General features: G+C 57.4%; 28 protein-coding genes and 1 riboswitch. Of the genes, 11 read left to right on the top strand and 17 right to left on the bottom strand.

Translation table 11 applies throughout. The annotated features are described in order from the left end of the window. Positions 1–24: 24 nt before the first annotated feature. Entirely contained in the window at positions 25–933 is a 909-nt protein-coding gene (gene yvcK, locus IM299_RS13130) for a uridine diphosphate-N-acetylglucosamine-binding protein YvcK (protein WP_193357620.1), read from the bottom strand. Positions 934–1158: 225 nt separating this feature from the next. After that, positions 1159–1292: riboswitch (molybdenum cofactor riboswitch) on the top strand. Between yvcK and moaA the strand changes: the two genes are divergently transcribed. The 6 genes from moaA to IM299_RS13100 all read left to right on the top strand — a co-directional run bounded on the left by moaA (position 1280) and on the right by IM299_RS13100 (position 4759). After that, positions 1280–2269 carry a GTP 3',8-cyclase MoaA gene (moaA, locus tag IM299_RS13125; protein WP_193357619.1) on the top strand — a complete coding sequence of 330 codons (990 nt, stop codon included), beginning with the start codon at positions 1280–1282 and terminating at the stop codon, positions 2267–2269. Its footprint overlaps the riboswitch before it by 13 nt. Before the next feature lie 24 nt (positions 2270–2293). Next, positions 2294–2806, top strand: coding sequence for a molybdenum cofactor biosynthesis protein B (moaB, locus tag IM299_RS13120; RefSeq protein ID WP_028012422.1), 513 nt, complete (start codon positions 2294–2296; stop codon positions 2804–2806). A gap of 3 nt (positions 2807–2809) precedes the next feature. Then, positions 2810–3295, top strand: a complete 486-nt coding sequence (moaC, locus tag IM299_RS13115) for a cyclic pyranopterin monophosphate synthase MoaC (RefSeq protein ID WP_193357618.1) — start codon at positions 2810–2812, stop codon at positions 3293–3295. Next, positions 3288–3533 (top strand): molybdopterin synthase sulfur carrier subunit, encoded by a 246-nt coding sequence (gene moaD / locus IM299_RS13110; RefSeq protein ID WP_193357617.1) that lies wholly within the window; start codon positions 3288–3290, stop codon positions 3531–3533. Before moaC ends, moaD begins: the two co-directional genes overlap by 8 nt. Position 3534: 1 nt before the next feature. Continuing rightward, a complete protein-coding gene (gene moaE, locus IM299_RS13105; protein ID WP_028012424.1) occupies positions 3535–3987 on the top strand; it encodes a molybdopterin synthase catalytic subunit MoaE in 453 nt (150 codons plus the stop codon). 64 nt (positions 3988–4051) lie between these two features. Next, on the top strand, positions 4052–4759 hold the full coding sequence (locus IM299_RS13100; protein ID WP_193357616.1) for a Bax inhibitor-1/YccA family protein: 708 nt from the start codon (positions 4052–4054) through the stop codon (positions 4757–4759). Positions 4760–4863: 104 nt separating this feature from the next. On the opposite strand, the gene IM299_RS13095 is transcribed toward IM299_RS13100, so the two are convergent. From IM299_RS13095 to IM299_RS13085, 3 genes are read right to left on the bottom strand one after another with little or no spacing between them, the layout of a single operon-like run. Continuing rightward, positions 4864–5826, bottom strand: coding sequence for a YbhN family protein (locus tag IM299_RS13095; RefSeq protein WP_193357615.1), 963 nt, complete (start codon positions 5824–5826; stop codon positions 4864–4866). Further along, a complete protein-coding gene (gene clsB, locus IM299_RS13090) occupies positions 5826–7064 on the bottom strand; it encodes a cardiolipin synthase ClsB (RefSeq protein ID WP_045259955.1) in 1239 nt (412 codons plus the stop codon). The genes IM299_RS13095 and clsB overlap by 1 nt, the downstream gene beginning before the upstream one ends. After that, entirely contained in the window at positions 7061–7822 is a 762-nt protein-coding gene (locus IM299_RS13085) for an endonuclease/exonuclease/phosphatase family protein (RefSeq protein ID WP_193357614.1), read from the bottom strand. The genes clsB and IM299_RS13085 overlap by 4 nt, the downstream gene beginning before the upstream one ends. Positions 7823–7955: 133 nt before the next feature. Here IM299_RS13085 and IM299_RS13080 point away from each other — a divergent pair, with 133 nt between their 5' ends. After that, complete coding sequence (locus IM299_RS13080) at positions 7956–8366, top strand: YbhQ family protein (protein WP_028012428.1); 411 nt, start codon at positions 7956–7958, stop codon at positions 8364–8366. Here IM299_RS13080 and IM299_RS13075 read toward each other — a convergent pair. From IM299_RS13075 to cecR, 5 genes are read right to left on the bottom strand one after another with little or no spacing between them, the layout of a single operon-like run. After that, complete coding sequence (locus IM299_RS13075; protein ID WP_193357613.1) at positions 8328–9434, bottom strand: ABC transporter permease; 1107 nt, start codon at positions 9432–9434, stop codon at positions 8328–8330. The two genes, IM299_RS13080 and IM299_RS13075, sit on opposite strands and share 39 nt — an antisense overlap. 9 nt (positions 9435–9443) lie before the next feature. After that, positions 9444–10577 carry an ABC transporter permease gene (locus tag IM299_RS13070; RefSeq protein ID WP_193357612.1) on the bottom strand — a complete coding sequence of 378 codons (1134 nt, stop codon included), beginning with the start codon at positions 10575–10577 and terminating at the stop codon, positions 9444–9446. Further along, the gene (locus IM299_RS13065; RefSeq protein ID WP_041910725.1) at positions 10567–12306 is read right to left on the bottom strand and encodes an ATP-binding cassette domain-containing protein; all 1740 of its coding nucleotides are present in this window, start codon (positions 12304–12306) and stop codon (positions 10567–10569) included. The genes IM299_RS13070 and IM299_RS13065 overlap by 11 nt, the downstream gene beginning before the upstream one ends. Then, complete coding sequence (hlyD, locus tag IM299_RS13060) at positions 12299–13294, bottom strand: secretion protein HlyD (protein WP_188245782.1); 996 nt, start codon at positions 13292–13294, stop codon at positions 12299–12301. Before hlyD ends, IM299_RS13065 begins: the two co-directional genes overlap by 8 nt. Further along, positions 13294–13968 carry a transcriptional regulator CecR gene (gene cecR / locus IM299_RS13055; RefSeq protein ID WP_045630915.1) on the bottom strand — a complete coding sequence of 225 codons (675 nt, stop codon included), beginning with the start codon at positions 13966–13968 and terminating at the stop codon, positions 13294–13296. The genes hlyD and cecR overlap by 1 nt, the downstream gene beginning before the upstream one ends. 205 nt (positions 13969–14173) lie before the next feature. Here cecR and rhlE point away from each other — a divergent pair, with 205 nt between their 5' ends. Continuing rightward, positions 14174–15556 carry an ATP-dependent RNA helicase RhlE gene (gene rhlE / locus IM299_RS13050; protein ID WP_028012434.1) on the top strand — a complete coding sequence of 461 codons (1383 nt, stop codon included), beginning with the start codon at positions 14174–14176 and terminating at the stop codon, positions 15554–15556. Between the two features lie 97 nt (positions 15557–15653). After that, positions 15654–17831, top strand: a complete 2178-nt coding sequence (gene dinG / locus IM299_RS13045; protein WP_193357611.1) for an ATP-dependent DNA helicase DinG — start codon at positions 15654–15656, stop codon at positions 17829–17831. On the opposite strand, the gene IM299_RS13040 is transcribed toward dinG, so the two are convergent. The 5 genes from IM299_RS13040 to IM299_RS13020 all read right to left on the bottom strand — a co-directional run bounded on the left by IM299_RS13040 (position 17818) and on the right by IM299_RS13020 (position 23187). After that, positions 17818–18321 (bottom strand): fimbrial protein, encoded by a 504-nt coding sequence (locus IM299_RS13040; RefSeq protein WP_047362738.1) that lies wholly within the window; start codon positions 18319–18321, stop codon positions 17818–17820. The two genes, dinG and IM299_RS13040, sit on opposite strands and share 14 nt — an antisense overlap. 5 nt (positions 18322–18326) lie before the next feature. Next, the gene (locus tag IM299_RS13035; RefSeq protein ID WP_193357610.1) at positions 18327–19316 is read right to left on the bottom strand and encodes a fimbrial protein; all 990 of its coding nucleotides are present in this window, start codon (positions 19314–19316) and stop codon (positions 18327–18329) included. Between the two features lie 22 nt (positions 19317–19338). Then, on the bottom strand, positions 19339–21882 hold the full coding sequence (locus IM299_RS13030) for a fimbria/pilus outer membrane usher protein (protein ID WP_193357609.1): 2544 nt from the start codon (positions 21880–21882) through the stop codon (positions 19339–19341). 24 nt (positions 21883–21906) lie between these two features. Beyond that, positions 21907–22581 carry a molecular chaperone gene (locus IM299_RS13025; protein ID WP_193357608.1) on the bottom strand — a complete coding sequence of 225 codons (675 nt, stop codon included), beginning with the start codon at positions 22579–22581 and terminating at the stop codon, positions 21907–21909. 69 nt (positions 22582–22650) lie between these two features. Next, a complete protein-coding gene (locus tag IM299_RS13020) occupies positions 22651–23187 on the bottom strand; it encodes a fimbrial protein (protein ID WP_028012440.1) in 537 nt (178 codons plus the stop codon). A gap of 255 nt (positions 23188–23442) precedes the next feature. Between IM299_RS13020 and ybiB the strand changes: the two genes are divergently transcribed. After that, entirely contained in the window at positions 23443–24405 is a 963-nt protein-coding gene (ybiB, locus tag IM299_RS13015) for a DNA-binding protein YbiB (RefSeq protein WP_047368145.1), read from the top strand. A 119-nt stretch (positions 24406–24524) separates the two neighbouring features. Here ybiB and ybiJ read toward each other — a convergent pair whose 3' ends face one another. The 3 genes from ybiJ to mcbA form a co-directional block, all read right to left on the bottom strand. Then, complete coding sequence (gene ybiJ, locus IM299_RS13010) at positions 24525–24785, bottom strand: DUF1471 family protein YbiJ (protein WP_048957009.1); 261 nt, start codon at positions 24783–24785, stop codon at positions 24525–24527. A gap of 286 nt (positions 24786–25071) precedes the next feature. After that, the gene (locus IM299_RS13005; protein ID WP_193357607.1) at positions 25072–25338 is read right to left on the bottom strand and encodes a DksA/TraR family C4-type zinc finger protein; all 267 of its coding nucleotides are present in this window, start codon (positions 25336–25338) and stop codon (positions 25072–25074) included. A 124-nt stretch (positions 25339–25462) separates the two neighbouring features. Next, on the bottom strand, positions 25463–25729 hold the full coding sequence (gene mcbA, locus IM299_RS13000; protein ID WP_028012443.1) for a DUF1471 family periplasmic protein McbA: 267 nt from the start codon (positions 25727–25729) through the stop codon (positions 25463–25465). Positions 25730–25972: 243 nt separating this feature from the next. Here mcbA and rlmF point away from each other — a divergent pair, with 243 nt between their 5' ends. Then, entirely contained in the window at positions 25973–26884 is a 912-nt protein-coding gene (rlmF, locus tag IM299_RS12995; RefSeq protein WP_041910718.1) for a 23S rRNA (adenine(1618)-N(6))-methyltransferase RlmF, read from the top strand. Positions 26885–26915 lie beyond the last annotated feature (31 nt).

Below are 26915 nucleotides of genomic sequence, written 5' to 3'. Positions count from 1 at the left end.
GGCATCAGGCCGCAGAAAGCGAACCTAACCCAATTCCTGAATCGCTTTCTCCAGCGCCTCGCGCAGCAGGTGGCGGTCGTGACGATATTTAATATCGCTGGCTTCCAGCGGCTCCTGCACCACCACGCGATCGCCAATCCCTGTCACATCCACTTTTGGCCCAACCACGACACCGTCGATAATTTTCTTACCGACGTACTGCTCCATCAGGCCCAGCTTGTCCGCCAGCGACAGGCTCGCCGCTGCCGGACTCAGCTCACGGCCCAGGTTACCGATATAGACCATCGGGGCAGGGGTGCGACGCAGCGCCTGCGCCAGCTCTTTTACCAGCAGAATGGGCATCAGGCTGGTATAAAAACTGCCTGGACCGATCAGGATAAGATCCGCTTCACCAATGGCCTCTACCGCTTCCCGCGTGGCGGGCACGCTCGGATAGGTCATCAACTCCGTTGGCGGCAGGAGGAGCTGGTCAATATTCACCTCGCCGTAAACTTCATGCCCTTCGGCATCGATTGCCATCAAGTCAACCGGTTGTTCAGACATGGGGATCAGGAATGCGTCCACCTTGAGCAGATTACGGATTAAGTTGATGGCTTCCAGAGGCCGTACGCTCAGGTGATCCAGCGCCTTTAACATCAGATTTCCGAGGTTATGCCCGGAAAGTTCGCCATTGCCGCCAAAACGGTACTCAAACATCGCCGACGCGACGCTCGGCTCGGTAATTAACTGGTTCAGGCAGTTGCGCATATCTCCCCAGGCAATGCCGCCTTCAGCCCGCCTGATCCGCCCGGTTGAGCCGCCGTTGTCGGTGGTTGTCACTATCCCTGTCAGCCGTGAGCCCAGTGACGACAAAGAGGACATGACGCGGCCCAGGCCGTGGCCTCCGCCAAGAGCGACCACTCGGTCAAGATCCGCAAAAGTGCGATTGCGCATACGTATTCCTTATCACGTTCGATCGCGTAACAGTAACCTAACTACCCCCAAAAGACGATGCCTCACCCAATGCAAAATGACGTATATCAATGCGAAAATGCGGTTTTTAGGTATTCTGTAGCGAAAATGCAGGACTGAATCGCTATATACATAATTATATAGCGAAAAGCGACAATGGCGGAGTGTCGATTTCCACGCTACTATCGCCATAACCACGTTTTCAAAACCGAAAACATACACTCTAGCCTTGGCGCCTGTGTCGAATGATATGGCGCCCTGGCCGTGGCGGATTTGCCACCAGGGTACAGAAAGAAATGACTGTGCCTCCCGATCTGGAAAGGTGTACATGGCTTCACAACTTACTGATGCTTTCGCGCGTAAGTTTTACTACTTGCGTCTGTCGATTACCGATGTGTGCAACTTCCGTTGCACCTACTGTCTGCCCGATGGCTACAAGCCGGGCAGCGTCACCAATAATGGCTTTCTCTCCGTGGATGAAGTGCGCCGCGTCACGCGTGCGTTTTCTGAGCTGGGTACCGAAAAAGTCCGTCTGACCGGTGGCGAACCCTCCCTGCGCCGCGATTTCCCCGACATCATTGCCGCCGTAAGCGAAAACGAACGCATCCGCCAGATCGCGGTGACCACCAACGGTTATCGCATGGCGCGTGACGTGGCCAACTGGCGCGACGCTGGCCTAACCGCGATCAACGTCAGCGTGGACAGCCTTGATGCCCGGCAGTTTCACGCCATTACCGGTCAGGACAAGTTCCGCCAGGTGATGGACGGCATCGATGCGGCGTTTACCGCCGGGTTCGAAAAAGTCAAAGTCAACACGGTGCTGATGCGCGACGTAAACCACCATCAGTTGGACACCTTCCTGGCGTGGATTAAATCCCGTCCCATTCAACTGCGTTTTATCGAGCTGATGGAAACGGGCGAGGGCAGCGAGCTGTTCCGCCGTCACCATATTTCCGGCATGGTGTTGCGCGACGCGCTGCTGAAACGCGGCTGGATCCACCAGATCCGCCAGCGCAGCGACGGCCCGGCACAGGTCTTTTGTCACCCGGATTACGAAGGCGAAATTGGGCTTATCATGCCCTATGAGAAAGACTTCTGCGCCAGCTGCAACCGCCTGCGCGTCTCTTCCGTCGGCAAACTCCATCTCTGCCTGTTTGGCGACGGTGGCGTGGATCTTCGCGATCTGCTGGAAGACGATGCGCAGCAGGCCGCGCTTGAAGCGCGCATTTCTGAAGCGCTGACGCACAAAAAGCAGACCCACTTCCTGCATCAGGGCAATACCGGCATTACTCAGAACCTGTCCTACATCGGCGGGTAATTAGTCTTTAGAAGGAACCAGAAGATGAGTCAGGTCAGCGCAGAATTTATCCCGACACGCATTGCTATTCTTACCGTTTCCGACCGCCGTGGAGAAGAGGATGATACCTCCGGCCACTGGCTGCGTGAGGCGGCCCATGACGCGGGGCATACCATCGTCGATAAAGCGATTGTGAAAGAGAACCGCTACGCCATTCGCGCGCAGGTCTCTCAGTGGATCGCCAGTGCTGAGGTGCAGGTGGTGCTGATCACCGGTGGCACCGGCTTTACCGCGGGCGATCAGGCCCCCGAGGCGCTGATCCCGCTGTTTGACCGCGAGGTGGAAGGCTTCGGCGAAGTGTTCCGCATGCTCTCCTTTGAAGAGATTGGCACCTCCACGCTGCAGTCGCGCGCGGTGGCCGGCGTGGCAAACAACACGCTGATTTTCGCCATGCCGGGCTCGACCAAAGCCTGCCGCACCGCGTGGGAAAATATTATTGCCCCGCAGCTGGATGCCCGTACTCGTCCGTGTAATTTTCATCCCCATTTGAAGAAGTAAACTATGTCACAACTGACCCACATTAACGCCGCTGGCGAAGCGCATATGGTGGATGTCTCCGCCAAGGCCGAAACGGTGCGCGAGGCGCGTGCTGAGGCATTCGTCACCATGCTGCCGGAGACGCTGGCGATGATTATCGACGGCAGCCACCATAAGGGCGACGTCTTTGCCACCGCCCGCATCGCCGGTATTCAGGCTGCAAAACGGACCTGGGACCTCATCCCGCTCTGCCATCCGCTGATGCTAAGCAAGGTGGAAGTGAACCTGCAGGCGCAGCCGGAGCACAACCTCGTGCGTATTGAGTCCCTCTGCCGCTTAACCGGCAAAACCGGCGTGGAGATGGAAGCCCTGACGGCGGCCTCCGTCGCCGCGCTGACCATCTACGACATGTGCAAAGCGGTGCAGAAAGATATGGTGATTGGCCCGGTTCGTCTGCTGGCGAAAAGCGGCGGCAAATCCGGTGATTTTAAGGTGGACAGCCATGATTAAGGTGCTCTTTTTCGCCCAGGTGCGTGAGCTGGTTAATACCGACAGCCTGACGCTGGACGGCTCTTTTGAAAACGTCGCCGCCCTGCGCGCGCACCTGGCGGCACAAAGCGACCGCTGGGCGCTGGCGCTCGACGAAGGCAAGCTGCTGGCGGCCGTTAACCAGACGCTGGTGGAGTTCACCCACCCGCTGAATGAAGGAGATGAAGTGGCCTTCTTCCCGCCGGTCACAGGGGGCTAAGATGGCTGAAACCCGAATTCTGGTCGGTCCCGAGCGCTTTAACGTCGGTACAGAATATGACTGGCTGGCGGAGCGCGATGAAGACGGCGCGGTCGTTACTTTCACCGGTAAAGTGCGTAACCACAATCTCGGCGACAGCGTAAAAGCGCTGACGCTGGAGCACTATCCGGGCATGACGGAGAAATCGCTGGCGGCAATTGTGGATGAAGCGCGAGGCCGCTGGCCGCTCGGGCGGGTCACGGTGATCCACCGCATCGGCGAGATGTGGCCCGGCGAAGAGATTGTCTTTGTCGGCGTGACCAGCGCGCACCGCGGTAGCGCCTTTGCGGCAGGGGAGTTCATTATGGATTACCTCAAAACCAAAGCGCCGTTCTGGAAGCGCGAAGCCACGCCGGAAGGCGACCGCTGGGTGGAATCTCGTGACAGCGATAAACAGGCCGCCAGCCGTTGGTAGTCGGTTTACGTGGATGTGTTACTCTTAACGTGTGTGTCTTCTTAACCTTAATCAGGAGTGAATCATGGACCGATTTCCGCGTTCCGATTCAATAGTACAGCAGGCCCGTAGCGGCCTGCAGACGTATATGGCTCAGGTGTACGGCTGGATGACGGTCGGCCTGCTGCTTACCGCGTTTATTGCGTGGTATGCGGCGAACACGCCTGAACTGATGATGTTTATCTTCTCCAGCAAAATCACCTTCTTTGGGCTGATTATCGCGCAGCTTGCGCTGGTGTTTGTGCTTTCTGGCCTGGTTCAAAAGCTGAGTGCCGGAATGGCGACCACGCTGTTTATGCTCTATTCGGCGCTGACCGGTTTGACGCTCTCCAGTATTTTCATCGTCTACACCTACTCCTCCATCGCCAGCACCTTCGTGGTGACCGGCGGGATGTTCGGCGTGATGAGCCTGTACGGTTACACCACCAAACGTGACCTGAGCGGCTTAGGTAATATGCTGTTTATGGGGTTGATCGGGATTGTGCTGGCATCGCTGGTGAACCTGTGGCTCAAGAGCGACGCGCTGATGTGGGCCGTGACCTATATCGGGGTGGTGGTCTTTGTCGGGCTGACGGCCTATGACACTCAGAAGCTGAAAAACATCGGCGAGCAGATTGACGTGCGCGACAGTTCCAACCTGCGCAAATACTCGATTCTGGGCGCGCTGACGCTGTATCTGGATTTCATCAACCTGTTCCTGATGCTGCTGCGGATTTTCGGTAACCGTCGCTGAGGTTGCTTTGCCGGGTGGCGGTGCGGTCTGGTGCCCTCACCCTGACCCTCTCCCACGGGAGAGGGAACAAACACTAAAAACGCAACAAAGTTGCCGTTTTGCTTTTATTTCGCCATTGCCTTCTCATTTTTCGCCCGTAACTTTTTCGCCCGGCTCTCCAGCACCAGATAACAGACCGTTGCCAGCGCCAGCGGCAGGAAGTAATAGAGCATGCGGTAGGCGAGCAGGGCGGCAATAATCGTCCCCTGTGAAACATGTTCTCCGGCCAGCAGCGCGATAAACACCGCCTCCAGCACACCAATTCCCGCCGGAATATGCACGATAACCCCGGCGATACTGCTCACCAGCAGCACGCCCAGCACGAAGAAGTAGTTCACGTCCTCGCCAATCAACAGCCAGATGATCGCCCCCATCGCCATCCAGTTGGCGCTGGATACCGCCATCTGCAGCACCGCGAACTTCCACGACGGCAGTACCAGTTTCTGCCCTTTAATGGTCATATGGCGGCGTTTGGCAAAGGCGCAGGCCCACAGATACACGGCGATGATCAGCAGCAGCACGATGCCGAGAATGCGCAGCGTGGCCTCGTCGATATACCAGTGCGCGGGCAGCTGCACCACGTCGATGGTGAAAATCACCCCGCCCAGCAGAATGTACCCCAGCCAGTTGGTGGTGATACTCAGCGAGAAAATGCGGGTGATGGTGCCACCCGGTAATCCGAGACGCGAGTACAGGCGATAGCGCATGCCGATGCCGCCCACCCAGGTGCTCAGCGTCAGGTTGAAGGCGTAGCAGATAAACGACACCAGCATCACCTGACGTTTAGCCAGCTTGTGGCCGCAGTAGGCGCGACCGAGCAGGTCGTAGCAGCCGTACATAAGGTAGCTGACGATAACCAGCCCTACGGCACCCAGCAGCACCAGCCGGTTATAGTTGCGGATAACCTTCCACACCTCTTCCCAGTCCACTTTCTGCGCGTAGACCACCAGCAGTACCGCGACCGCGATAAAAAATACCCAGGTGAGGATTTTTTTCGCCAGCCGCCAGCGAGGATGAGATTTTGACATCAGGGTTTGCCTCCATCTTCCGCTTCAACGCGGTCCTGGGTTTCCATTTCGGGTTGTACCGGCGGATCAACCTGCGCCAGCTTCGGCGTATGCGCCGGCAGCCAGCCGACCATCGCCGGGAAGTGGCGCAGGAAGTGGAACACCACCACGCCGATGCCAACGTTCCACCAGCTCCGTTTCGGCACCATGGACTCATCCACCCGTACGCAGTCCTTATGGATAAGCCCCTGAAGGTTATCCCGCAGGGTCTGGTTAAACTGACGGTCGTGGATGATCAGGTTCGCTTCCAGGTTCAGCGACAGGCTCAGCGGATCGAGGTTACTGGAGCCGACGGTTGCCCAGTGGTCATCCATGACGGCCACTTTGCCGTGCAGCGGGCGGCGGCGGTATTCATATATCTGCACGCCGCTTTTCACCAGGTAGCGGTAGAGCAGGCGCGCGCCCACCTTCACAATCGGCATATCCGGCTCGCCCTGCACAATCAGTTTAACGCTCACGCCGCGTCGGGCCGCGTTGCGCATGGCGTGCAGAATACGGTAGCCGGGGAAGAAATAGGCGTTGGCGATAATCACTTCGCGCTTCGCATTGGCCAGCATCTTCAGGTAATGACGTTCAATATCGTCCCGATGCTCCTCGTTGTCCCGCCAGACAAACAGCGCCTGCGCTTCGCCGGGCTTGCGGTTCTCTTCCGGGCGATGACGGCGTCGCCACCAGCGGCGAGCGGCCTCTTTACCGGGCAAGTTTTCCAGCACGAACAGCTGGATGTCCTGAACCACCGGTCCCTCAATGCGGATCGCGTAGTCCTGCTTGGCCTCCGGGCCGTAATCCGACATATGCTCGGCGGAGTAGTTAATGCCGCCCACGAACGCCACCGTTTCGTCCACTACGACGATTTTGCGGTGCATGCGGCGGAACAGGTTGGTGCGCATGCCGAACAGACGCGGACCGGGATCGTAATAGCGGAACACCACGCCGGCGGCGGTGAGCTCGTTAACAAATTCATCGCTAAGATCCGGCGAGCCATATCCATCGAGCAAGGCCTCGATTTTTATCCCGCGCCGGGCGGCATGCAGCAGTACGCTGTGCAGCTGCCTGCCAACGTCGTCTTCAAACCAGATAAACGTTTCAAGGTAGACTTTCTGCTGTGCGTGGCTAATCGCCTCAAAGACCGCCGGATAAAAGTTATCGCCGTTTTCCAGCAGCGTAATACGGTTACCTTCCTGCCAGGTGCATTTCATAAGTGGATCTCCGCGCTCAGCGGGGCATGGTCGGAAAGATGTCGCCAGTTCAGTAACGCCAGCGCCGTCGGGCTGCTGGCATGCGCATTTTTCACGTAGATGCGGTCCAGGCGCAGCAGGGGGAAGCGCACCGGAAACGTCCGTGCGGGACGACCATGTGCCCGGGTGAAAATTTCCTCCAGTCCCGCTTTGACCTTCAGCGGATGGTTGGCGCGCTGCCGCCAGTCGTTAAAATCCCCGGCGACCACCACGGGTTCGCCTTCCGGCAGCGCATTGGTCCAGTCCGCCAGCATCTGCAGCTGCGCCTGGCGGTGGGCTTCACGCAGTCCGAGGTGAACGCAGCCCACGTGAACCGGAACGTCAAGTTCCGGCGGCGTGATGCGGCAGTAAAGCAGCCCGCGCTTTTCGCTCTCCCCGACGGAAACGTCCCGGTTCTCATAATGTTCTATAGGAAAACGCGACAGCACCGCATTACCGTGATGGCCTTCCGGATAGACCGCGTTGCGGCCGTAAGCGTAATCGCTCCACATGGTGTCGGCCAGGAATTCATAGTGCGGCGTATCGGGCCAGTTTTCGAAATGCATGGGGTGTATCTCGTGCGCGCCCATCACCTCCTGCAGGCAGACAATGTCCGCGCTGACGGTGCGTACCGCGTCGCGCAGCTCCGGTAAAATGAAGCGGCGGTTAAATGCTGTGAAGCCCTTATGAATGTTTATCGTCAGCACCTTAAGCGAGAAATGCTGCGTTTTTTTGCTCATAAACACCTTCCTGGGTGACTATCCCGATGAAAATAAAGTGTAGTCGGCGTCACAAAAAGATGCGGCGTTACGGAATTTTCCGTAAAGTGCGGTAGTCTGATTAAGCAGAGAAAAATCCTTCAGGAGAGAAGCCATGAAGTGGCAACAACGTGTTCGTGTCGCAACGGGTTTGAGTTGCTGGCAGATAATGTTGCATTTACTGGTCGTGGCCGTACTGGTGATGGGCTTGATGAGCGGCACGCTGGTGCGTGTTGGCTTAGGGCTATGCGTCCTCTATGGCGTCACCGTGCTGTCGATGCTGTTCTTACAGCGCCACCATGACGCGCGCTGGCGCGAGGTGGGTGATGTGCTCGAAGAGCTCACCACCACCTGGTACTTTGGTGCCGCGATGATCGTGCTGTGGCTGCTGTCGCGCGTGCTGCAAAACAACCTGCTGCTGGCCCTCGCGGGTCTGGCAATCCTTGCAGGGCCAGCAGTAGTGTCGCTGCTCACTAAAGAGAAAAAGCTACGCAATGTTGCGTCTAAACATCGCATAGGCCACTGACCCCGTCGTGGCCGCTATGACCAGTAGCGGCCACAAACTTCCCCACACAATGTCCAGACTCGCATCCTTCAGATAGATCTGCTTGGTGATATCCGTAAAATGTCGAATCGGGTTTATCCACGTCAAATCCTGCAGCCACACCGGCATGTTCTCGACGGGGGAAACGTACCCGGAGAGCAGAATCGCCGGCATCATAAAGACGAATACCCCGATAAACGCCTGCTGCTGCGTGGAGCAGAGCGCTGAAATCAGCAGCCCAAACCCCACCAGCGACAGCCCGTAAATCACCATCGTGAAGTAAAACAGCGCCAGCGATCCGGCGAACGGGATCTCGTAGGCCCAAATTCCCACCCCCAGCACGATGGTGGCCTGGAAGGTGGCGACGATCAGCGCCGGCACCGCTTTGCCGACGAAAATCTGCCAGGTGGCGAGCGGGGAAACCAGCAACTGATCCAGCGTGCCCTGTTCGCGCTCGCGGGCCACGGACAGGGAGGTCACGATCATCACCCCGATGGTGGTGATCATGGCGATCAGCGACGGCACCACAAACCACTTGTAGTCCAGATTCGGGTTGTACCAGTTGCGCACCACCAGCTCGCTGTTATTGGGCTTCGGTTTGCCCTCCATCAGCTCCTGCTGATACTCCTTCACTATCTGCTGCAGGTAGTTGGCCGCTATCTGGGCGCTGTTGGAGTTGCGCCCGTCGAGGATCAGCTGCATTGGCGCGGTCTGGAAGGTATCCAGATTGCGGGAGAAATCCGCCGGGAAACGCACCAGCAGCAGCGCTTTTTGCGTGTCGATAGTGGGCTGGATCTCCTGCGGGCTTTTCAGCAGCAGGATGTGGGTAAAGGCCTTCGCCCGGGCAAAACGCTGCGTCAGCTCGACGGCGTGTTTGCCGTTGTCTCCATTATAAATGGCAATGGTGGCGTTAGTTACCTCAAGGGTGGCGGCAAACGGGAACAATAAAACCTGAAGCAGCACCGGCAGCACCAGAATGGCGCGGGTTTGCGGCTCGCGCAGCAGGGACTGCAGCTCTTTGCGGATCAATGTCCATAAGCGGTGAAACATGTGCGCTCCTTAATCCAGTCGCCGTTTGGTTTTCAGCCACGTCAACCCGATAAACATCACCGCCGACGCCAGCAAAAACAGGGTATTGATAATCAGCACCACCGGGATATTCCCCGCCAGAAACAGGCTCTGCAGCGTGCTCACGAAGTAGCGCGCCGGAATGATGTAGGTCACAGCGCGGATCACCGCAGGCATGCTGTCTATCTGGAAGATAAACCCGGAGAGCATAATCGATGGCAGGAAAGCGGCGTTCAGCGCCACCTGCGCGGCGTTAAACTGGTTGCGGGTGATGGTGGAGATGAGCAGCCCCATCCCCAGCGTGCTGAGCAAAAACAGGCTGGTAATAAAGAACAGTACCACCAGCGAGCCGCGGTACGGCACGCCAAGAATAAAGACCGCGACCAGCATGCAGAGCAGCATCGCCAGCATGCCGAGGAAGTAGTAGGGGATGAGCTTGCACAGCAGCAGCTCAACCCGCGTCACCTCGGTGGAGAGCAGCGCCTCCATGGTGCCGCGCTCCCACTCGCGGGCGATGACCAGCGAGGTGAGGATCGCGCCAATCACCGTCATAATGATGGTCACCGCCCCCGGAATAATAAAGTGCTGGCTGATGGCGGCGGGGTTAAACCAGTAGCGCGTCTGCACATCGATGAGCGGTTCAAACGTTTCGCCCCGGTCTTTGGCGCGCTGCATCTGCCAGAGCTGCCAGATCCCCTCCGCATAGCCCTGCACGAAGTTGGCGGTATTCGGCTCGCTGCCGTCGGTAATCACCTGAATCGGCGCATCGGCGCCAGGGCGCGCCATGTTGGCGGCGAAATCCACCGGGATGACGATCAGGCCGCGAATTTTCCCGGCCTGCATTTTCTGAATCAGTTCCTGCCGGTTGTCGCTGACGGTGGCGTCAATGTAGGGTGAGCCGGTCATGGCATGGGTGAAGTCCAGCGCCTCTTCGCTCTGCTGCTCCAGCAAAATACCGACCCGCAGCTTGCTGGAGTCGAGGTTAATGCCGTAGCCAAAAATAAACAGCAGCAGCAGGGGGATCACCACCGCAATCAGCCAACTGCTGGGATCGCGCACGATCTGCCGCGTCTCTTTGATGCACAGGGCGCGCACCCGGCGCCAGGAAAGGGCGTTACTGCGCATGAGCATTCTCCTTATCCCAGTCGTGGATGAGGGTGATAAACGCCTGCTCCATGGTCGGGTCTGGCTGTGCGTCGTCGGCGGCCTGCGCTTTCAGGTCATCCGGCGTACCGTGGGCAATCAGCTTGCCGCGATAGACCAGCCCGATGCGGTCGCAGTACTCCGCCTCATCCATAAAGTGGGTGGTGACCATCACGGTCACGCCTTTTTCCACCATGCTGTTGATGTGCAGCCAGAATTCACGGCGTGTGAGGGGGTCCACGCCTGACGTGGGTTCATCAAGAAACAGGATATCCGGCTCGTGCATCAACGAGCAGGCCAGCGCCAGCCGCTGCTTAAAGCCGAGCGGCAGCTCGTCGGTGGCGTGGGACGCAATATTCGTTAACCCGAAGGCGTCGCTCATGCGGCGGATTTTTTCATTCTGCGCCCGCCCGCGCAGGCCGTACACGCCGGAGAAAAAGCGCAGATTCTGCTCGACCGTCAGGTTGCCGTACAGCGAGAACTTCTGCGCCATATAGCCGAGATGCTGGCGCGCTTTGCCGGAGCTGACCTTGAGATCCATGTCCAGCACCAGCGCCTTGCCGGACGTCGGGACCAGCAGGCCGCACATCATCTTAAAGGTGGTGGATTTTCCCGCGCCGTTCGGCCCGAGCAGGCCAAATATCTCGCCGCGCTTCACCGCAAAGTTGACGTTGTCGGTGGCGGCGAAGTCCCCGAATTTTTTGGTGAGCGATTTTGCTTCGATCACCGTTTCGCCCGGCGTGCCTTCCACCGTGTGCAGGATTGCGCCAAGGGGCGATTCCGACGTGCCTGCACCGCCCAGCAGGTCGATAAACGCATCTTCAAAGCGCGGGGCGGTCTCGTCCATTTCAATCTCAGGCATGCCCGGCGCACGGCGAATATCGTCGACGGTGGCCTCTTTTTTGAGGATCACGCGCACCGAGCGGCCCTGAATCATCCCGTCGCTCACCTGCGGCAGCTTCAGCACCCGCTGCAGCAGCCTGCGGTTGGACTCCTGCGGGCTGTGCAGAAGAAAACTGCGCCCGGCCATGGTGTGCGTCAGCTCGGTCGGTTCGCCCTGATAGAGCAGTTCGCCCTCGTTCATCAGCAGCACGTCCCGGCACTGCTCCGCTTCGTCGAGGTAGGAGGTGCTCCAGAGGATCAGCATCCCGTCGCCCGCCAGCTCGTGCACCATCTGCCACAGCTCGCGGCGGGAGATCGGGTCCACGCCGACGCCGGGCTCATCGAGCAACAGCACCTTCGGCTCGCCCACCAGCGTACAGGCCAGCCCCAGCTTCTGCTTCATCCCGCCGGAAAGCTTGCCCGCCAGCCGGTCGGTGAACGGGCCGAGGGAGGTAAATTCGAGCAGTCGGGCAAAGGTTTTCTGCCGGGTTTCACCGGTGACGCTGCGCAGGTCGGCGTACAGATTGAGGTTCTCCATCACCGTTAAATCTTCGTACAGGCCAAACTTCTGCGGCATATAGCCGAGCATGGCGTGGAGCGCGCCGTCGTCTTTTATCGGGTCAAGGCCAAGCACGCTGGCCGAGCCTTCATCCGGCTTCAGCAGCCCCGCCAGCATCCGCATCAGCGTGGTTTTGCCCGCGCCGTCCGGGCCCACCAGTCCGGTCACGTAGCCTTTCTGAATGGTGCAGTTCAGCGGCGCGACCGCCGGTTTATCCATTCCGGGGAAGCGTTTGACCAGATTGTTGAGCTGGATAACCGCATCATTCATGTCGTTCCCCGTCGTTTAAGGTCACGGTAACAGGCATGCCCTGACGCAGCGCGTCGTCCGCGTCGGTGACGATGATGCGCAGACGGTACACGAGGTCGGTACGCAGATCCGGCGTTTCAACGGTTTTCGGCGTGAATTCGGCGGTAGGGGAGACAAAGCCCACTTTGCCGTGATACGGCTTGTCCGGGCGACCGTCGGTATAGAGCAGCAGCTCGCGGCCCGGCTGCATCTGGCCGAGATTCGGCTCATCAATGTAGGCCCGCACCCATACCGGACGGGTTAAGGACAGCGTCAAGACGGTGCTGCCCGCGCTGAGCATGCTGCCCGGCTCTACCGCGCGGGTCATCAGCGTGCCGTCAGACGGGGCAGTTAAGATAGTGTCGCGCAGATCCAGCTCCGCCTGAGCCAGCTGCGCCTGCGCCTGCTCGAGGCTGGCCTTCGCCTGGGCGATGTCCTGCTCGCGGTTACCGGAGCGGTACTGGCTTAATTTATCCTGCGCGGATTTCAGCGTCGCCTGCGCCTGGTCGCGGGATGAACGCGCGTTTTCCAGATCGTTGGCGGAAATGGTGCGGCTTTTCCACAGTCCCTGCTGGCGGTTATAGAAGTTCTGCGCGTAGTCGTAGGCGGCTTTGGCCTGCTTAACGGCGGCAGCGGCCTGGGCAATCTCCTCATCGCGATAGCCTGCCAGCATCAGGTCATACTGCGCCTGGGCGACGGAGACGCCGGCTTTTGCCTGCATCAGCGCGTTCTCAAAGGGGGCTTTATCCAGCACGCCCAGCGTCTGCCCGGCTTTGATGGCGTCGCCTTCGTCAACGCTCAGCGAGGCGAGACGTCCGCCGACGCGGAAGCTCATATTCACCGTGCGAATATCCACGTTACCGTACAGCGTCAGGCCCCGATCCTGCTGGCTCTGATACCACAGCCAGCCACCGATTCCCGCGGCAAGCAAAACAACAACCACCAGAACGATGGCGACAGGTTTTTTCATCACTTCAGGCTCCTTTGCGTTAAGCCTTGCAGGATCAGATCGAGATGACAGGTGATGACCTGGCTAATCTGCGCGGCTTTATCCTCATCGAATTGTGCCCAGCCCGTGCGTAACAGGATGGTTTCACGCCCCAGACGGAAGGCGAGAATTTCGCCCAGCAGGGCGTGGGTATGCAAAATGGTGTCGGTATCGCTGGCGTCCCGCCCAGTGTAGGCGGCAATCAGCCGGGTCAGATGGGTGTGCATCGGGGCAATCACCTGATCGTGTACCAGCTGATAAGCGGCAGTGGGGGAGAGCTGCTCGCGGGAGATAAATTTGCTCAGGTTGAGCGTATCGTCGTGCGTCAGCAGGCGGATCATATTGTGGCAGGCATTGAGGATAAGTTGCCTGATAGCGGTACGATCCGGCGTCGGCTGGCTCAGCAGCGCGCAGGCCTCCTCAACGTGCGGGCGAAAATTGTTGCCAATAAAATCGGCAATCCACTGGGCGCAGGCGAGGTATAAATCCTCTTTTGAGCCAAAATAGTAGGTAATGGCCGCGATGTTTTGCCCGGCCTGGGCGGCGATATCCCGCGTGGTGGCATGCAGGCCATACTCGCCAAACTGCGCCAGCGCGGCGGCGATAAGCTGGCTTTTGGCCTGTTCACCTTTGGTTGTCGTCGGTGTCGTATTCATGTCGGCATTAAAAATTAATCAATCGATTGATTAAAATTATACCTGAATCGCTAAATCGTCGAGGGATACGACAGGGATATTTTATGCGCCACGTCACAAAAGCTGCTACACTCCGCACCTTCGCGACATTGTGGTTTTTGTCCTTCTATTCGTGATATCTCCCTGAAAACTACACCTGTGATGGTCGGGGCGGTTCGGAGTTTTTATGTCTTTTGATTCCCTTGGCCTGAACCCGGAAATTCTGCGCGCGATCGCAGAGCAGGGCTACGTTGAGCCAACCCCTATCCAGCAGCAGGCTATTCCGGCCGTGCTTCAGGGCCGTGACCTGATGGCCAGCGCCCAGACCGGCACCGGTAAAACCGCGGGCTTTACCCTGCCGCTGTTAGAGTTGCTGGTAAAAAACCAGCCGCACGCCAAAGGCCGTCGTCCGGTGCGCGCGCTGATCCTCACCCCAACCCGCGAGCTGGCAGCCCAGATTGGCGAGAACGTGCGTGAGTACAGCCGCTATCTCAACATTCGCTCGCTGGTGGTTTTCGGTGGCGTGAGCATTAACCCGCAGATGATGAAGCTGCGCGGCGGCGTGGACGTGCTGGTGGCAACGCCGGGCCGTCTGCTGGATCTGGAACACCAGAACGCGGTGAAGCTCGACAGCATTGAAATTCTGGTGCTGGACGAAGCCGACCGCATGCTCGATATGGGCTTTATTCACGACATTCGCCGCGTGCTGGCCAAGCTGCCGCCGCGTCGCCAGAACCTGCTCTTCTCCGCGACCTTCTCTGATGAGATCAAGGCGCTGGCGGAAAAGCTGCTGCATAACCCGCTGGAAGTGGAAGTGGCGCGCCGCAACACCGCTTCCGAGCAGGTGACGCAGCACGTTCACTTTGTGGATAAAAAGCGCAAGCGGGAGCTGCTCTCCCAGATGATCGGTCAGGGCAACTGGCAGCAGGTGCTGGTCTTTACCCGCACCAAGCACGGCGCGAACCACCTGGCGGAACAGCTGAATAAAGACGGCATCCGCAGCGCGGCGATCCACGGTAACAAGAGCCAGGGCGCGCGTACCCGCGCGCTGGCGGACTTCAAGTCCGGCGACATCCGCGTGCTGGTGGCGACCGACATCGCTGCCCGTGGCCTCGATATTGAAGAGCTGCCGCACGTGGTGAACTACGAGCTGCCAAACGTCCCGGAAGATTACGTTCACCGTATCGGTCGTACCGGCCGTGCGGCAGCAACAGGTGAGGCGCTCTCTCTGGTCTGCGTGGACGAGCACAAGCTGCTGCGCGACATCGAACGCCTGCTGAAGAAAGAGATCCCGCGCATCGAAACCCCGGGCTATGAAGTGGACCCGTCCATCAAAGCGGAGCCGATTCAGAACGGTCGTCAGGGTGGTGGTCGCGGTCAGGGCGGCGGTGGTCGCGGCCAGCAGCCGCGTCGTGCAGAAGGTGGCGCGCCGAAGTCATCCGGCAAACCGCCGCGTCGTAATAACGACGGCAAGCCGGCCGGTGAAAGCCCGTGGCGCAGCGGCGAAGGGAAACCGGCAGGCGAGGGGCAGCGCCGACGCCGCCCGCGCAAGCCTGCTAACCCGCAGTAATCTGGAAGCCCGGTCGTAAAGCCGGGCTTTTCTTTTTGCGACGGCGAAGAGAAAGTGCCACAATAGTGGCTGTTTATACAGTATTTCAGGTTTTCCAATGGCTTTAACCGCGGCGCTGAAAGCGCAAATAGGCGCCTGGTATAAGGCGCTTCAGCAGCAGATCCCCGATTTTATCCCCCGAGCGCCGCAGCGGCAGATGATTGCCGACGTGGCAAAAACGCTCGCCGGGGACGACGGGCGACATCTGGCGATTGAAGCCCCGACCGGCGTCGGGAAAACCCTGTCGTATCTCATTCCCGGCATCGCTATTGCGCGGGAAGAGGACAAAACGCTGGTGGTCAGCACTGCGAACGTGGCCTTGCAGGATCAGATCTTCAGCAAAGATTTGCCGCTGCTGCGCAAAATCATCCCCGATCTCCGCTTCACCGCCGCCTTTGGGCGCGGGCGCTACGTCTGTCCGCGTAACCTGGCGGCGCTGGCCAGCAGCGAGCCCTCGCAGCAGGATCTGCTCGCCTTTCTGGATGACGAGCTGACGCCAAACAACAAAGCCGAGCAGGAGCAGTGCGCAAAGCTGAAAGCCGAGCTCGACGGCTATAAGTGGGACGGCCTGCGGGATCACACCAGCCTGGCGATTAGCGACGACCTGTGGCGCAGGCTCAGTACCGATAAAGCAAGCTGCCTGAACCGCAACTGTCACTACTACCGGGAATGCCCGTTCTTCGTCGCCCGGCGCGAGATCCAGGAGGCGGAGGTGGTTGTCGCCAACCACGCGCTGGTGATGGCGGCGCTGGAGAGCGAAGCGGTGCTGCCGGAGCCGAAAAACCTGTTGCTGGTGCTCGACGAAGGCCACCACCTGCCTGACGTGGCGCGGGACGCGCTGGAGATGAGCGCGGAAATCACCGCTCCGTGGTTCCGACTTCAGCTGGATCTGTTCTGCAAACTGGTGGCGACCTGCATGGAGCAGTTTCGCCCGAAAACCACGCCGCCGCTGGCGGTACCCGAGCGTCTGAGCGACCACTGCGAAGAGGTTTACAGCCTTATCTCGTCTCTGAACAACATCCTCAATCTTTATCTTCCGGCAGCCCAGGAGGCAGAACACCGCTTCGCGATGGGCGAGTTGCCGGAAGAGGTGATGGAGATCTGCCAGCAGCTGGCGAAGCATCTCGAAAAGCTGCGCGGGCTGGCGGAGATGTTCCTGAACGACCTCAGCGAGAAAACTGGCTCGCACGACGTGGTGCGGCTGCACCGCATCCTGCTGCAAATGAACCGCGCGCTGGGGATGTTTGAGGCGCAGAGCAAGCTCTGGCGGCTGGCCTCGATGGCGCAGGCGTCGGGCGCGCCGGTCACCAAATGGGCCACCCGCGAGGTGCGCGACGGGCAGGTTCACCTCTTTTTCCACTGCGTGGGCATCCGCGTGGCCGATCAGCTGGAAAAGCTGATCTGGCGCAGCGTGCCGCACGTGGTCGTTACCTCTGCGACGCTGCGCTCTCTGAACAGCTTTTCACGGTTGCAGGAGATGAGCGGCCTGAAAGAAAAAGCGGGCGATCGTTTTGTCGCGCTGGACTCGCCGTTCAACCACTGCGAGCAGGGCAAGCTGGTCATTCCACGCATGAAATACGAGCCGCTTATCGACAACGAAGAGCAGCACATTGCGGAAATGGCGGCCTACTTCCGCGAGCAGGTCGAAAGTAAAAAATATCCCGGCATGCTGGTGCTGTTTGCCAGCGGGCGGGCGATGCAGCGCTTCCTGGAGCACGTCACCGACCTGCGTTTACTCCTGCTGGTGCAGGGCGACCAGCCCCGTTACCGGCTGGTGGAAACGCACCGCAAACGTATTGATAACGGCGAGCGCAGCGTGCTGGTGGGGCTACAGTCCTTCGCGGAAGGGCTGGATTTGAAGGGGGATTACCTGACGCAGGTGCATATCCATAAGATCGCCTTCCCGCCTATCGACAGCCCGGTGGTGATCACCGAAGGCGAATGGCTGAAGAGCCTCAACCGCTATCCGTTTGAGGTGCAGAGCCTGCCTGCGGCGTCGTTTAACCTGATTCAGCAGGTCGGGCGCTTGATCCGTAGCCACGGATGCTGGGGCGAGGTGGTGATTTATGACAAACGTCTGCTCACCAAAAACTACGGCCAGCGGCTGCTGAATGCGCTGCCGATCTTCCCGATCGAGCAGCCGGACGTGCCGGAAGTAAAAAAACGCCCGGCAAAACTGGCTGCCGGGCGTCGAAAAAGCCTCCGTGCTAAGGGGCGCGGTCCTACTGGTAAGTGAATGTCACCTGAATCACGCTGCTGAACGTACCCGCGCTCACCGGCATGGAGGTGGCGTAATAACGTGCGGAAAGCGGAAACGTCGCCGTGTGGTCACTCGGATTAATGGCGACGTTAAAGGCGGCCTGTGGGGCAATGAGTATCTTGTCCTGACGGTCAGCCAGCTCCAGCGCCAGCCCTTTCGCGCTGCCTATATTGGCAAATTTTGTCGGGTGCGCGCTGTCTGCCTGGCCGTAGAAATAGGCGGTGGCGAGGGCAAGCGTGGCCGGACAATGCGACACCGAAAGGGAAAAGTCTTTCCACTCGCCAGTATCGCCTACATCTTTAAAATTGCCCGACACCGCCTGACCTAAATCTACCGTCAGGTTGCGGCTGGCACTGTCTACGACGCAAGTATTAGCGTAAATATTACCCGTCATCTGGATCTGGATATCATCCGCGTTAGCGTACGATGTCAGACCCAACAGCAGAATTATCAGTATTTTTTTCATGGCAGTTATTTATAGGCGAGAGTGAGGGTGGCGACCGTGTTCGCCGGGCCAGGGAGAACCGCCGGTTGCGTTTGCATGTAACGAACCTGGAACGGGATCTCCAGCGTTTCATTGGCTTCTGCCGGGCGCTGGGTGCTGACGTAGTTGTCGAAGGTGGCGATGTTGCCGTCAAACAGCATCCTGACGCCCACCCCTTTTGCCGCTCCGCTCTCGGGGGTCAGTTTTATCACCCCTTCAAATCCCTCTTCGTACCCGTTCGCACTGGTGATCTTCACTTCCGGCTGTACGGTAGTATTACAGTTCACGCTAACGTTGAATTCCTGAGCAGGTTGTGAGAGCGTGCCCACGCCAATAAAGTCGCTCACCGGGAAATCGCCCAGGTCGATGGTGAGGTTTTTTGGCAGCACAGAACATGTGACGGTTTGCAGGTTGATGTTTCCGGCGTAAGCGATATGGTTTGGCGAGCCGATCCCTTCATGGCCGAAGACGCCGATGCCAAACTCAGTTTGCGACTGCACCAGCGTACCGGACGTCACTTCGCTACTGGTTTTAACCAGTTCCAGCGTCACATCAAAATTGAAGGACAGTTGCCCGTCATCAGAGACATAGCCAATGGGCATGGCGCGCGAGTCGCACTGCACGCCACCGGCTCCGCTGATGCGTTGCCCTTTGTCGTTCATCAGCGCGATACCGATACCTGGAACACCGGAATCATAGACACCTTTCATGCCGGGGATTTCCGCACCGGTACCGTAATAGCAGGCGACGATTTCCAGCCCGCTGTCGATGGATTGATCGCAGTGCCCCGCAACATGCGCCGTCTGTTCAGTTCCGGGAATGGTTTCGCCCACCGCAAGCGTGGTCGGAACTGAAATCGAGGCGACGTTAATCATCTTCGGCATATCCGGCGTGGAACAGGTGGCCTTTGCATGCGGCATAAATAACGCGGCGGTTCCCAGAACCAGTACAAAAAAGCATTGTTTCATCATGTTCATAATCGTTAGCCTGAACGGTGGATCAGTGACACTGCGCGGCAGCGTTAATGATGCTGGTTTTCTCTTTCTCATCCGTTAGTACATAGTCAGCGATGCAGTGCTCGCTCGCGTCCTGTCCCCAGGAAACGGCGAGATGCCCCTGCTGCGGCAGACCCGAAAGATAGGTCTGGCCGTCATTACCCACAATAAACTCGCTGTCCTTATCCTCTGTGGTGACCGTCGCGCCGAACGGCAGCGGTTTGCCGTTGTGCGTCAGCGTCATCAGCACGCGGTTGCCCACGCGGGTGTTAAAGCTGGCGCGCACCACGGCCCCGCGAGTTGGGGTGACGACCTGCGCGGCGTGGGTGACGTCGGCATTGTCCGGCAGCGTTTCGGTATCCAGCGCAATGGTGTTGTGGCGATACGCGGTCACAAACGGGACAACGGTGTAGCCGCGGAAGTCGGTTTCAACGCCGGTCTGATTAGTGATATGCGTCCCGTGCGTGCCCGGCGCTTTCACCAGCGCGATGGTCTCACCGAGCGGCTGGCTCAGGGTGATGCCGTTCGCATGGGCAACCACGCCGCCCTGCAGGCCGACGTTCACGGTCTGCTGATATTTGTCCTGGCTGACGCCGCCGCTCAGTTCGCCGTACGTTGCTTTGTAATCGGCGTTGAGGCTGGTGGAGTTGCCGCTGCCGGTACTGCTCACCCCCTCCTGAATATTCCAGTTGAGGTTATCTTCTTTCAGCGCCGTGCCGTTCAGACCGATATTCTGCGTGGTGCCATCTTTGGTGTTGTTCAGGTTGTAGGTGGCCCAGGTGTTATGCATCCAGTGGTCCAGCGGCACCGAGACGCTCAGCGCGAACTGGTTGTCGTTCGTCACCTCATTGCCGTCTTCGTCGCTGTCGCGGGTGTTTTTGTTCATGCTGTAGCTGAGGCTGTAGCTCACGCCGTGCCAGCTGTTGTTGTAGCTGACGCTCACCGAGGTCATGTCCTGGCTCTGGGTCCAGTAGGTCTCTTTCACCAGGCTCAGGGTTAGGGAACCCCAGCCTTCCGGCAGCGTCTGGTCGACGGTGGCTTCGGTACGGGCGCGGCGCTGCTGCGGTTCAGACCAGTCGTCAGAGCGGGTATACGACTCCATGGTGTCTTCCAGGGTGTAAAACCCTTTGCTGTTATAGCGGTAGCCGGCCAGCGAGAAGTTGGTGCCTGACTGGGCGATATCTTTGCTGTAGCGCACGCGCCACGACTGGCCTTTGCTGGCCTGCTGTTTTTTCAGCAGGGCTTTGGCGCGAGTGACGTCAATGGAGAAGGCGCCTAAATCGCCCATGTTTTTCCCGACGCCCACCGCCTGAGACTGATAATGGCTGCTCTGCTGAACGCCGCCGTAGGCGGTGATACCGTAGGGTAAACCGTAGATGGCGCTGCCCTGGGCAAACGGGGTCTTTTCGACATCGTTGTCATAGGAACGATAACGCCCGGCGGTCACGCTGTAGCGCAGGTTTTTTTCACGCTGCAAGACCGGCACGGAGGCAAACGGCACGACAAAATGGCTTTCGCTGCCGTCGGTCTCTTTCACGGTAACCTGCAGGTCGCCGCTACTGCCGGTGGGGTAGAGATCGTTAATTTCGAAGGCACCCGGCGCGACCGTGTTCTGATAAATGACGTAGCCGTTCTGGCGAACCACCACCAGCGCGTTGCTGTGTGCCGTGCCGCGGATAATCGGCGCATAGCCTTTCTCGCTGTCCGGCAGCATGTCGCTGTCGGATTTCAGCTCCACCCCGGTGTAGGGAACGCTGTCAAACACGTCGGCAGGGGATGAGCTCTGGCCGACGGTGATGTCGCTTTTCATTGCCACGATATCGCGTTGCGCATAGGTATAAACGGAGGTGAATTTCTGCTCCTCCTCATGGCCCGTGGTGCTGCGATTCCAGGTGGAATAGTTGCGAATGCGCCATGCGCCAACGTTCAGGCCTGGGCGCAGGTTTACGTACTGGCTGCTGTTATCCTGCTCACCGTGCTGTCGCGCGCGGCTGTGGCTGGCATTGGCGCTGTAATTAAGCAGGCCCGCAGTGATCCCTTCGTCAAACTCTTTCGGGTCAATGTAACCGCGAGGCACCTGGCCCAGCGCCGTTTGAGGGATGCTCATCAGCAGCTGCTGGTTGCGAACGCGAAAGGTGGCGGATGCCGCAGGAATGACATGTAAATCAGCACACTGGCCTTTGGCCATTAGCTGCGGAAATTTTTTGGTTTTGATGCCGAGGCTTTTTAATTCCTCAAGGCTAAAGCAAGGCTGCAGCGTGCTGTTGCCCTGCGAATCTTTCTGAAGCGTAAAGGTCACGTTGCGGGTATCAATTTTATTATTATTGATAAATACCGCGACCTCATATTTCCCCGGCGCCTGGCCGGGGCCTTTTTCATAGATGGACAGATCGGTTTTACCCTGCTGGGGATTATCAACATCCAGCAGGGCAGGGTTAAAATAATCATCAGCCATAACCTGCTGCGCAAAGATCGCCATTGCCAGGCCACAGAGAATGACCAGCAATGACGACAATCGGCAGGTGAACGGCTTTTTATGGCTGTACATAATTATTTTATTAACGGGAAAAAATTAATGAACGGATTTCGACCAGGTATGGCTGATGCTGCCGTAGTCGGTAATAATGGAATACGTCACGTCCGCGCCCCCGACATTACCCGGTAAGATAAAATGTGTTTCCGTTTTCGGAACAGCCCAGGTGGCTTTCGCGACTTTATGACCATTCAGCGTAACGGTCTGGAAATTCATATAGAACGGCGTGGGGTTATTCACCACCAGATCGTTCCCTTCGCGGCGCCATTCAAGTTTATCCGCCACATCTTCTGGTCTGCCTTTTACCGCAGACGGGCGATACAGTAATTTGATTCGAGTATTAATGGCGATTTGCAGCGTATTTACCCCCTCAACGTGTTTTGAGGAAGGGATTGCTTTAATGTTCAACCAGTACAGGGATTCCCTGTCTTCCGGTAAATTTCCGCCCGTACGCACCACGCGCAGAACGTTATCTTCGTGCGCATCCAGACGGAAAAGCGGCGGGGTGATCAGGAACGGGGCTTTGGCCTGGTTTTTACCACCGGAATCAACCCAGGACTGCACCAGATAATCCGTCGCATCTGGATTTGAAAGACCAAGAGAAGATTCCTTTTTATCTCCCTGATAGACCAGTCGGGTGCCGTTAATAATGACCCCAGCATGTGAAGCAGTTGCTACCAGTAAAAGCGTGCTCAGTAAATAACCGTGGCGCATAAAGATTTCTCAATGAACAGAGAAGATATTAATGCTCGCGAAAGCATTAATATCTCCGGATTGATAAGATCAGTTATAAATAACGGTGAAGGTTGAAACGGAGTTAGCAGGGCCTGCGGTAATTGCCGGGCCGGTTTGGATATAGCGTGCGCCGAACTCCAGATCGTTAACCGCCGTGCCGGAGGTTAACTGATACTGCTGAGACGGCGTATACAGGCTGACAGGCTGCTGCGAGGCATCCACCAGCTGAATCGCCACCCCTGTCGCCGCATCGGTATCTGGCGTTAAGGCAAGCGTTGAATTGTTATTCGCATCCGGTGTTCCGCCGAAGTTAATGGCGGCGGAGGTGACCGTGTCAGGACAATTCGTTAACTGAATATCAAACTTCGTTAAGGTGCTGGTAGAGCCTGCACCGGTAAATACCGTTTTAGACACTTTCCCCAGCTGTACATTTAATGGATTACTTAATCCATTTACGACCTGACAAGCAGAATCGATAATTTCGCCGGTGAAGTTTATTTGCCCTTCACCGTTCGTTGCCGCAAACGTGGATGCAGAACATCCCACCGCTGCGGCGATGATTAAACCTAAAGCAACCTTGTTCATAGCAAATCCTGATATGTTTCGGGTGAGAGCGTTGCCTGGACGTTTTCACCGTTGACCCTTAATGACTTTCCGCTGGTTATTTAATCAAAAAATGTATGAATACGAATCTGCTATAGAAATCACAAATAATTGAAAAAAAGCTTGTGTTTATTTTTTGCTATTAAAACAGAAGGTTGTCTTAAGGGATAAAAAACTAACGGATAGCCATTCATCAGGGCTATAGTGTTAACAAGATAGGCTGTCAGGAGGAATGTCGTGGATTATCGCAAAATTATCAAAGAGGTAGGACGTGGGAAAAACCACGCCCGCGACCTGGACCATGAAACCGCTCGCGCGCTTTACACCCGTATGCTCAACGGCGAGGTACCGGACCTGGAAATGGGCGGCATCCTGATTGCGCTGCGTATCAAAGGCGAAGGCGAAGCGGAGATGCGTGGTTTCTACGAGGCGATGCAGGCGCAAACGCTGCGCTTAACGCCGCCAGTGGCAAAACCGATGCCGATTGTGATCCCGAGCTATAACGGGGCGCGCAAGCAGGCAAACCTGACGCCGCTGCTGGCGATATTGTTACATAAGCTGGGGTTCCCTGTGGTGGTACATGGGGTCAGCGAAGATCCCACGCGCGTACTGACAGAAACCATCTTTGAACTGCTGGGCATTGAACCGACCCTCCATGCCGGCCAGGCGCAGGCAAAGCTGGAGGGGAACCAGCCGGTCTATATTCCCGTTCGTGCGCTCTGCCCGCCTTTGGAAAAGCAGCTGGACATGCGCTGGCGCATGGGCGTGCGTAACAGTGCGCACACCCTGGCGAAGCTGGCAACGCCGTTTGCTGAGGATGCCGCACTGCGCCTTTCCAGTGTTTCTCATCCGGAGTACGTGACGCGCGTCGGTCAGTTCTTTGCCGAAATCGGTGGACGCGCACTGCTGATGCACGGAACAGAAGGGGAGGTGTACGCCAACCCGCAGCGTTGCCCACAGCTGATGCTGATCGATTCTGTCGGTACGCGCGTTGTGCTTGAACGCGGGGAAGAAAACAGCGATGTGATTCTGCCGGAGTCAAAAGATCCGCAGGTTACCGCACACTGGATTACGCAGTGCCTGGCCGGAAACGTGCCGGTCCCACAGTCGATCAAACTGCAAATGGCCTGCTGCTTGCTGGCGACAGGGGAGGTAGAGACGGTGGAAGCGGGGTTACAGCGGGTGGCACAGTCGTTTTAAGCAAAAAAAAGCCCGTCCAGTGGCGGACGGGCAAGCAAGGGTAACAAACAACAGGGTCAATGAGGGTTGGAGCAGCTCACCAGAGGGTTTGGCGAGGATACAGCATTCATTTCAGGCGATTATTTGTAGATAACCGCAGTACCGCTCAGCTTGTTATTGGTGTTAGCGGAGGTGATGGTGTATCCGCTTGCACCGGCAGCAGCGGCTTTCTCAGCCAGCTTGGCTTCCAGGCCGTCCAGCGTGGTCGCGCCTTCTGCACTTACCACACCGATTTTATTCATGCTCTGGGCCTGAGTGGTTGAAACAGGCTCTACGGCGAATGCGCCAAAAGACAGAGCGGACAGGGCAACAGCAGCTACAGCATATTTGATGGTTTTCATAATTAATCTCTCGCAGGTGTTTTCTGTTAAGGGGACGATGTTCCGTCGATGTGATAAGTATCACGTTTTTTCCTGACGGATAAAATCGAAGAGAATTGACGTGGTCAGTCAAAAAAATTGAATGACAAATAACTTATTGAATATTAATAAATTCAAACCAGCGCTTTACACTTCTTGTGGATGCGCTTTACAGAAGAAAGATGAAGGGCACATTTTGCTACGCGGTTCGCTAAAAACCGTGAGCGTAAAGGTAAGTGCAGGCAGGGTTAACTTAGGTAAAGGAGAGTCAGCGTAACTGGCTATCTTTCGATCCTCTGCGATTATAACCTGAATGTGAGGCATTTTTTGAATCTTTATCCTGCTGGCAGGTAATGCATAAACTTACGCCTGGAATGGCTTTACGCCGTGCCTCCGGGATCGGCTCTCCGCATTCTTCGCACTCCTTCAAACTTTCGCCGCGCGGAATCTCACCGCGAGCGCGCGCAACCGCATCTTCAATGGTACTGTTGATCTGTTCGTTAACGGCGTCGTCATTCGCCCAACCGGAAGCCATGGCATCCTCCTGAAATCGGTTTATACCCTGCTTTTAATATGGGGTTAAAAAATGAACAATCAAGATAAAGCGGAAATGAACTGCATCCGGCAGGCAGATGCAGTCTTGTTGTGGAGGAAAAAAATTATTTATAGATGGTTGCTGTGCCGTACATATGGTTATCTCCGCCAGCGGAGTTCACGACAAAGCCTTTCGCACCTTCCTGGCGGGCTTTTTCGGCCAGTTTATTCTGCAGATCGTCCAGGTTACTTGCGCGACTTACCGAGACGGTGCCCGCCGGACGCAGCTGGCTAGTATCGGTACTTTCATTCAGTGACTGAACGGCCATCGCAGAAAATGAAGCCGTTGCCAGGGCGCCGGCGATAACAGCAAGGGTCAGGTACTTTTTCATAATCACATCCTCATGAGGAAACAACAGGTGATTCCCTTTAAGTTTAGAAGCCTGACGAGTGTGACTTAGCGCAAATATTTGATGATGATCTGCTTATTTTTTGAACGATAAAAACTGACAATTCGCTGACAGATCATAGACGTAGAGGTGTTTGATTTACGGTGTTTTTTTAAGCGCCGCAGAGAAAGATTTACCGCAGGGCCAGCACAGGGTATCTTACGCCGCTGTTTAAAGGAGAACGCCATGACTTCCCAAAAGCCGGGATTGCACCCACGAAATCGCCACCGCAGCCGCTACGACATGAACGCCCTGTGCCAGAGCTGCCCTGCGCTGCAGGACTATATTGTCCAGACCCCAGCGGGTGAGCCGACCGTCAATTTTGCCGATCCGCAGGCGGTGAAAACGCTGAACAAAGCCCTGCTGGCGCATTTTTACGGTGTGGCTCACTGGGATATTCCGGAAGGCTTTCTCTGCCCCCCTGTGCCGGGCCGCGCTGATTACGTTCATCACCTTGCCGATCTGCTTGCCGAAGATCGTGACGGCGCTGTACCGCAGCAGGCTTCCATCCTGGATATAGGCACCGGGGCAAACCTGATTTACCCGCTGATTGGCGTACATGAATATCACTGGCGCTTTACCGGGAGCGAAATCGGCGCCGAGGCCTTTGCCAGCGCGCAGGCGATTATCAGCGCGAACCCTGGCCTGAGCCGTTCCATTCGTCTGCGTCGTCAGAAAGAGGCGGCTTCCATCTTCAACGGCATAATTCATAAAAACGAAAGCTATGACGCTACGATGTGCAACCCGCCGTTTCATGATTCGGCGGCAGCGGCTCGCGCGGGCAGCGAACGTAAACGCCGCAACCTCGGTCAGGCGGAAGACGCCGCGCTGAACTTCGGCGGGCAGCAGCAGGAGCTGTGGTGCGAGGGCGGTGAAGTTGCCTTCATCCTGCGCATGATTGCGGAAAGCCAACAGTTTGGCCGTCAGGTGAAGTGGTTTACGACGCTGGTTTCCCGCGGGGATAACCTGCCGCCGCTCTACCGCGCGCTGAGCGAAGCGGGTGCCGTAAAAGTGGTGAAAAAAGAGATGGCGCAGGGCCAGAAGCAGAGCCGCTTTATCGCCTGGTCGTTTATGGACGATAACAAACGTCGCAAATAGTATCCCGCCCCAGGCCGGGTAGGGCAAAGCC

Source organism: Enterobacter cloacae complex sp. P47BA (assembly GCF_014930485.1).
GTDB lineage: Bacteria > Pseudomonadota > Gammaproteobacteria > Enterobacterales > Enterobacteriaceae > Enterobacter > Enterobacter bugandensis.
The sequence above is the reverse complement of the archived record's forward strand: the minus strand, read 5'-3'. Positions and strand labels throughout refer to the sequence as shown.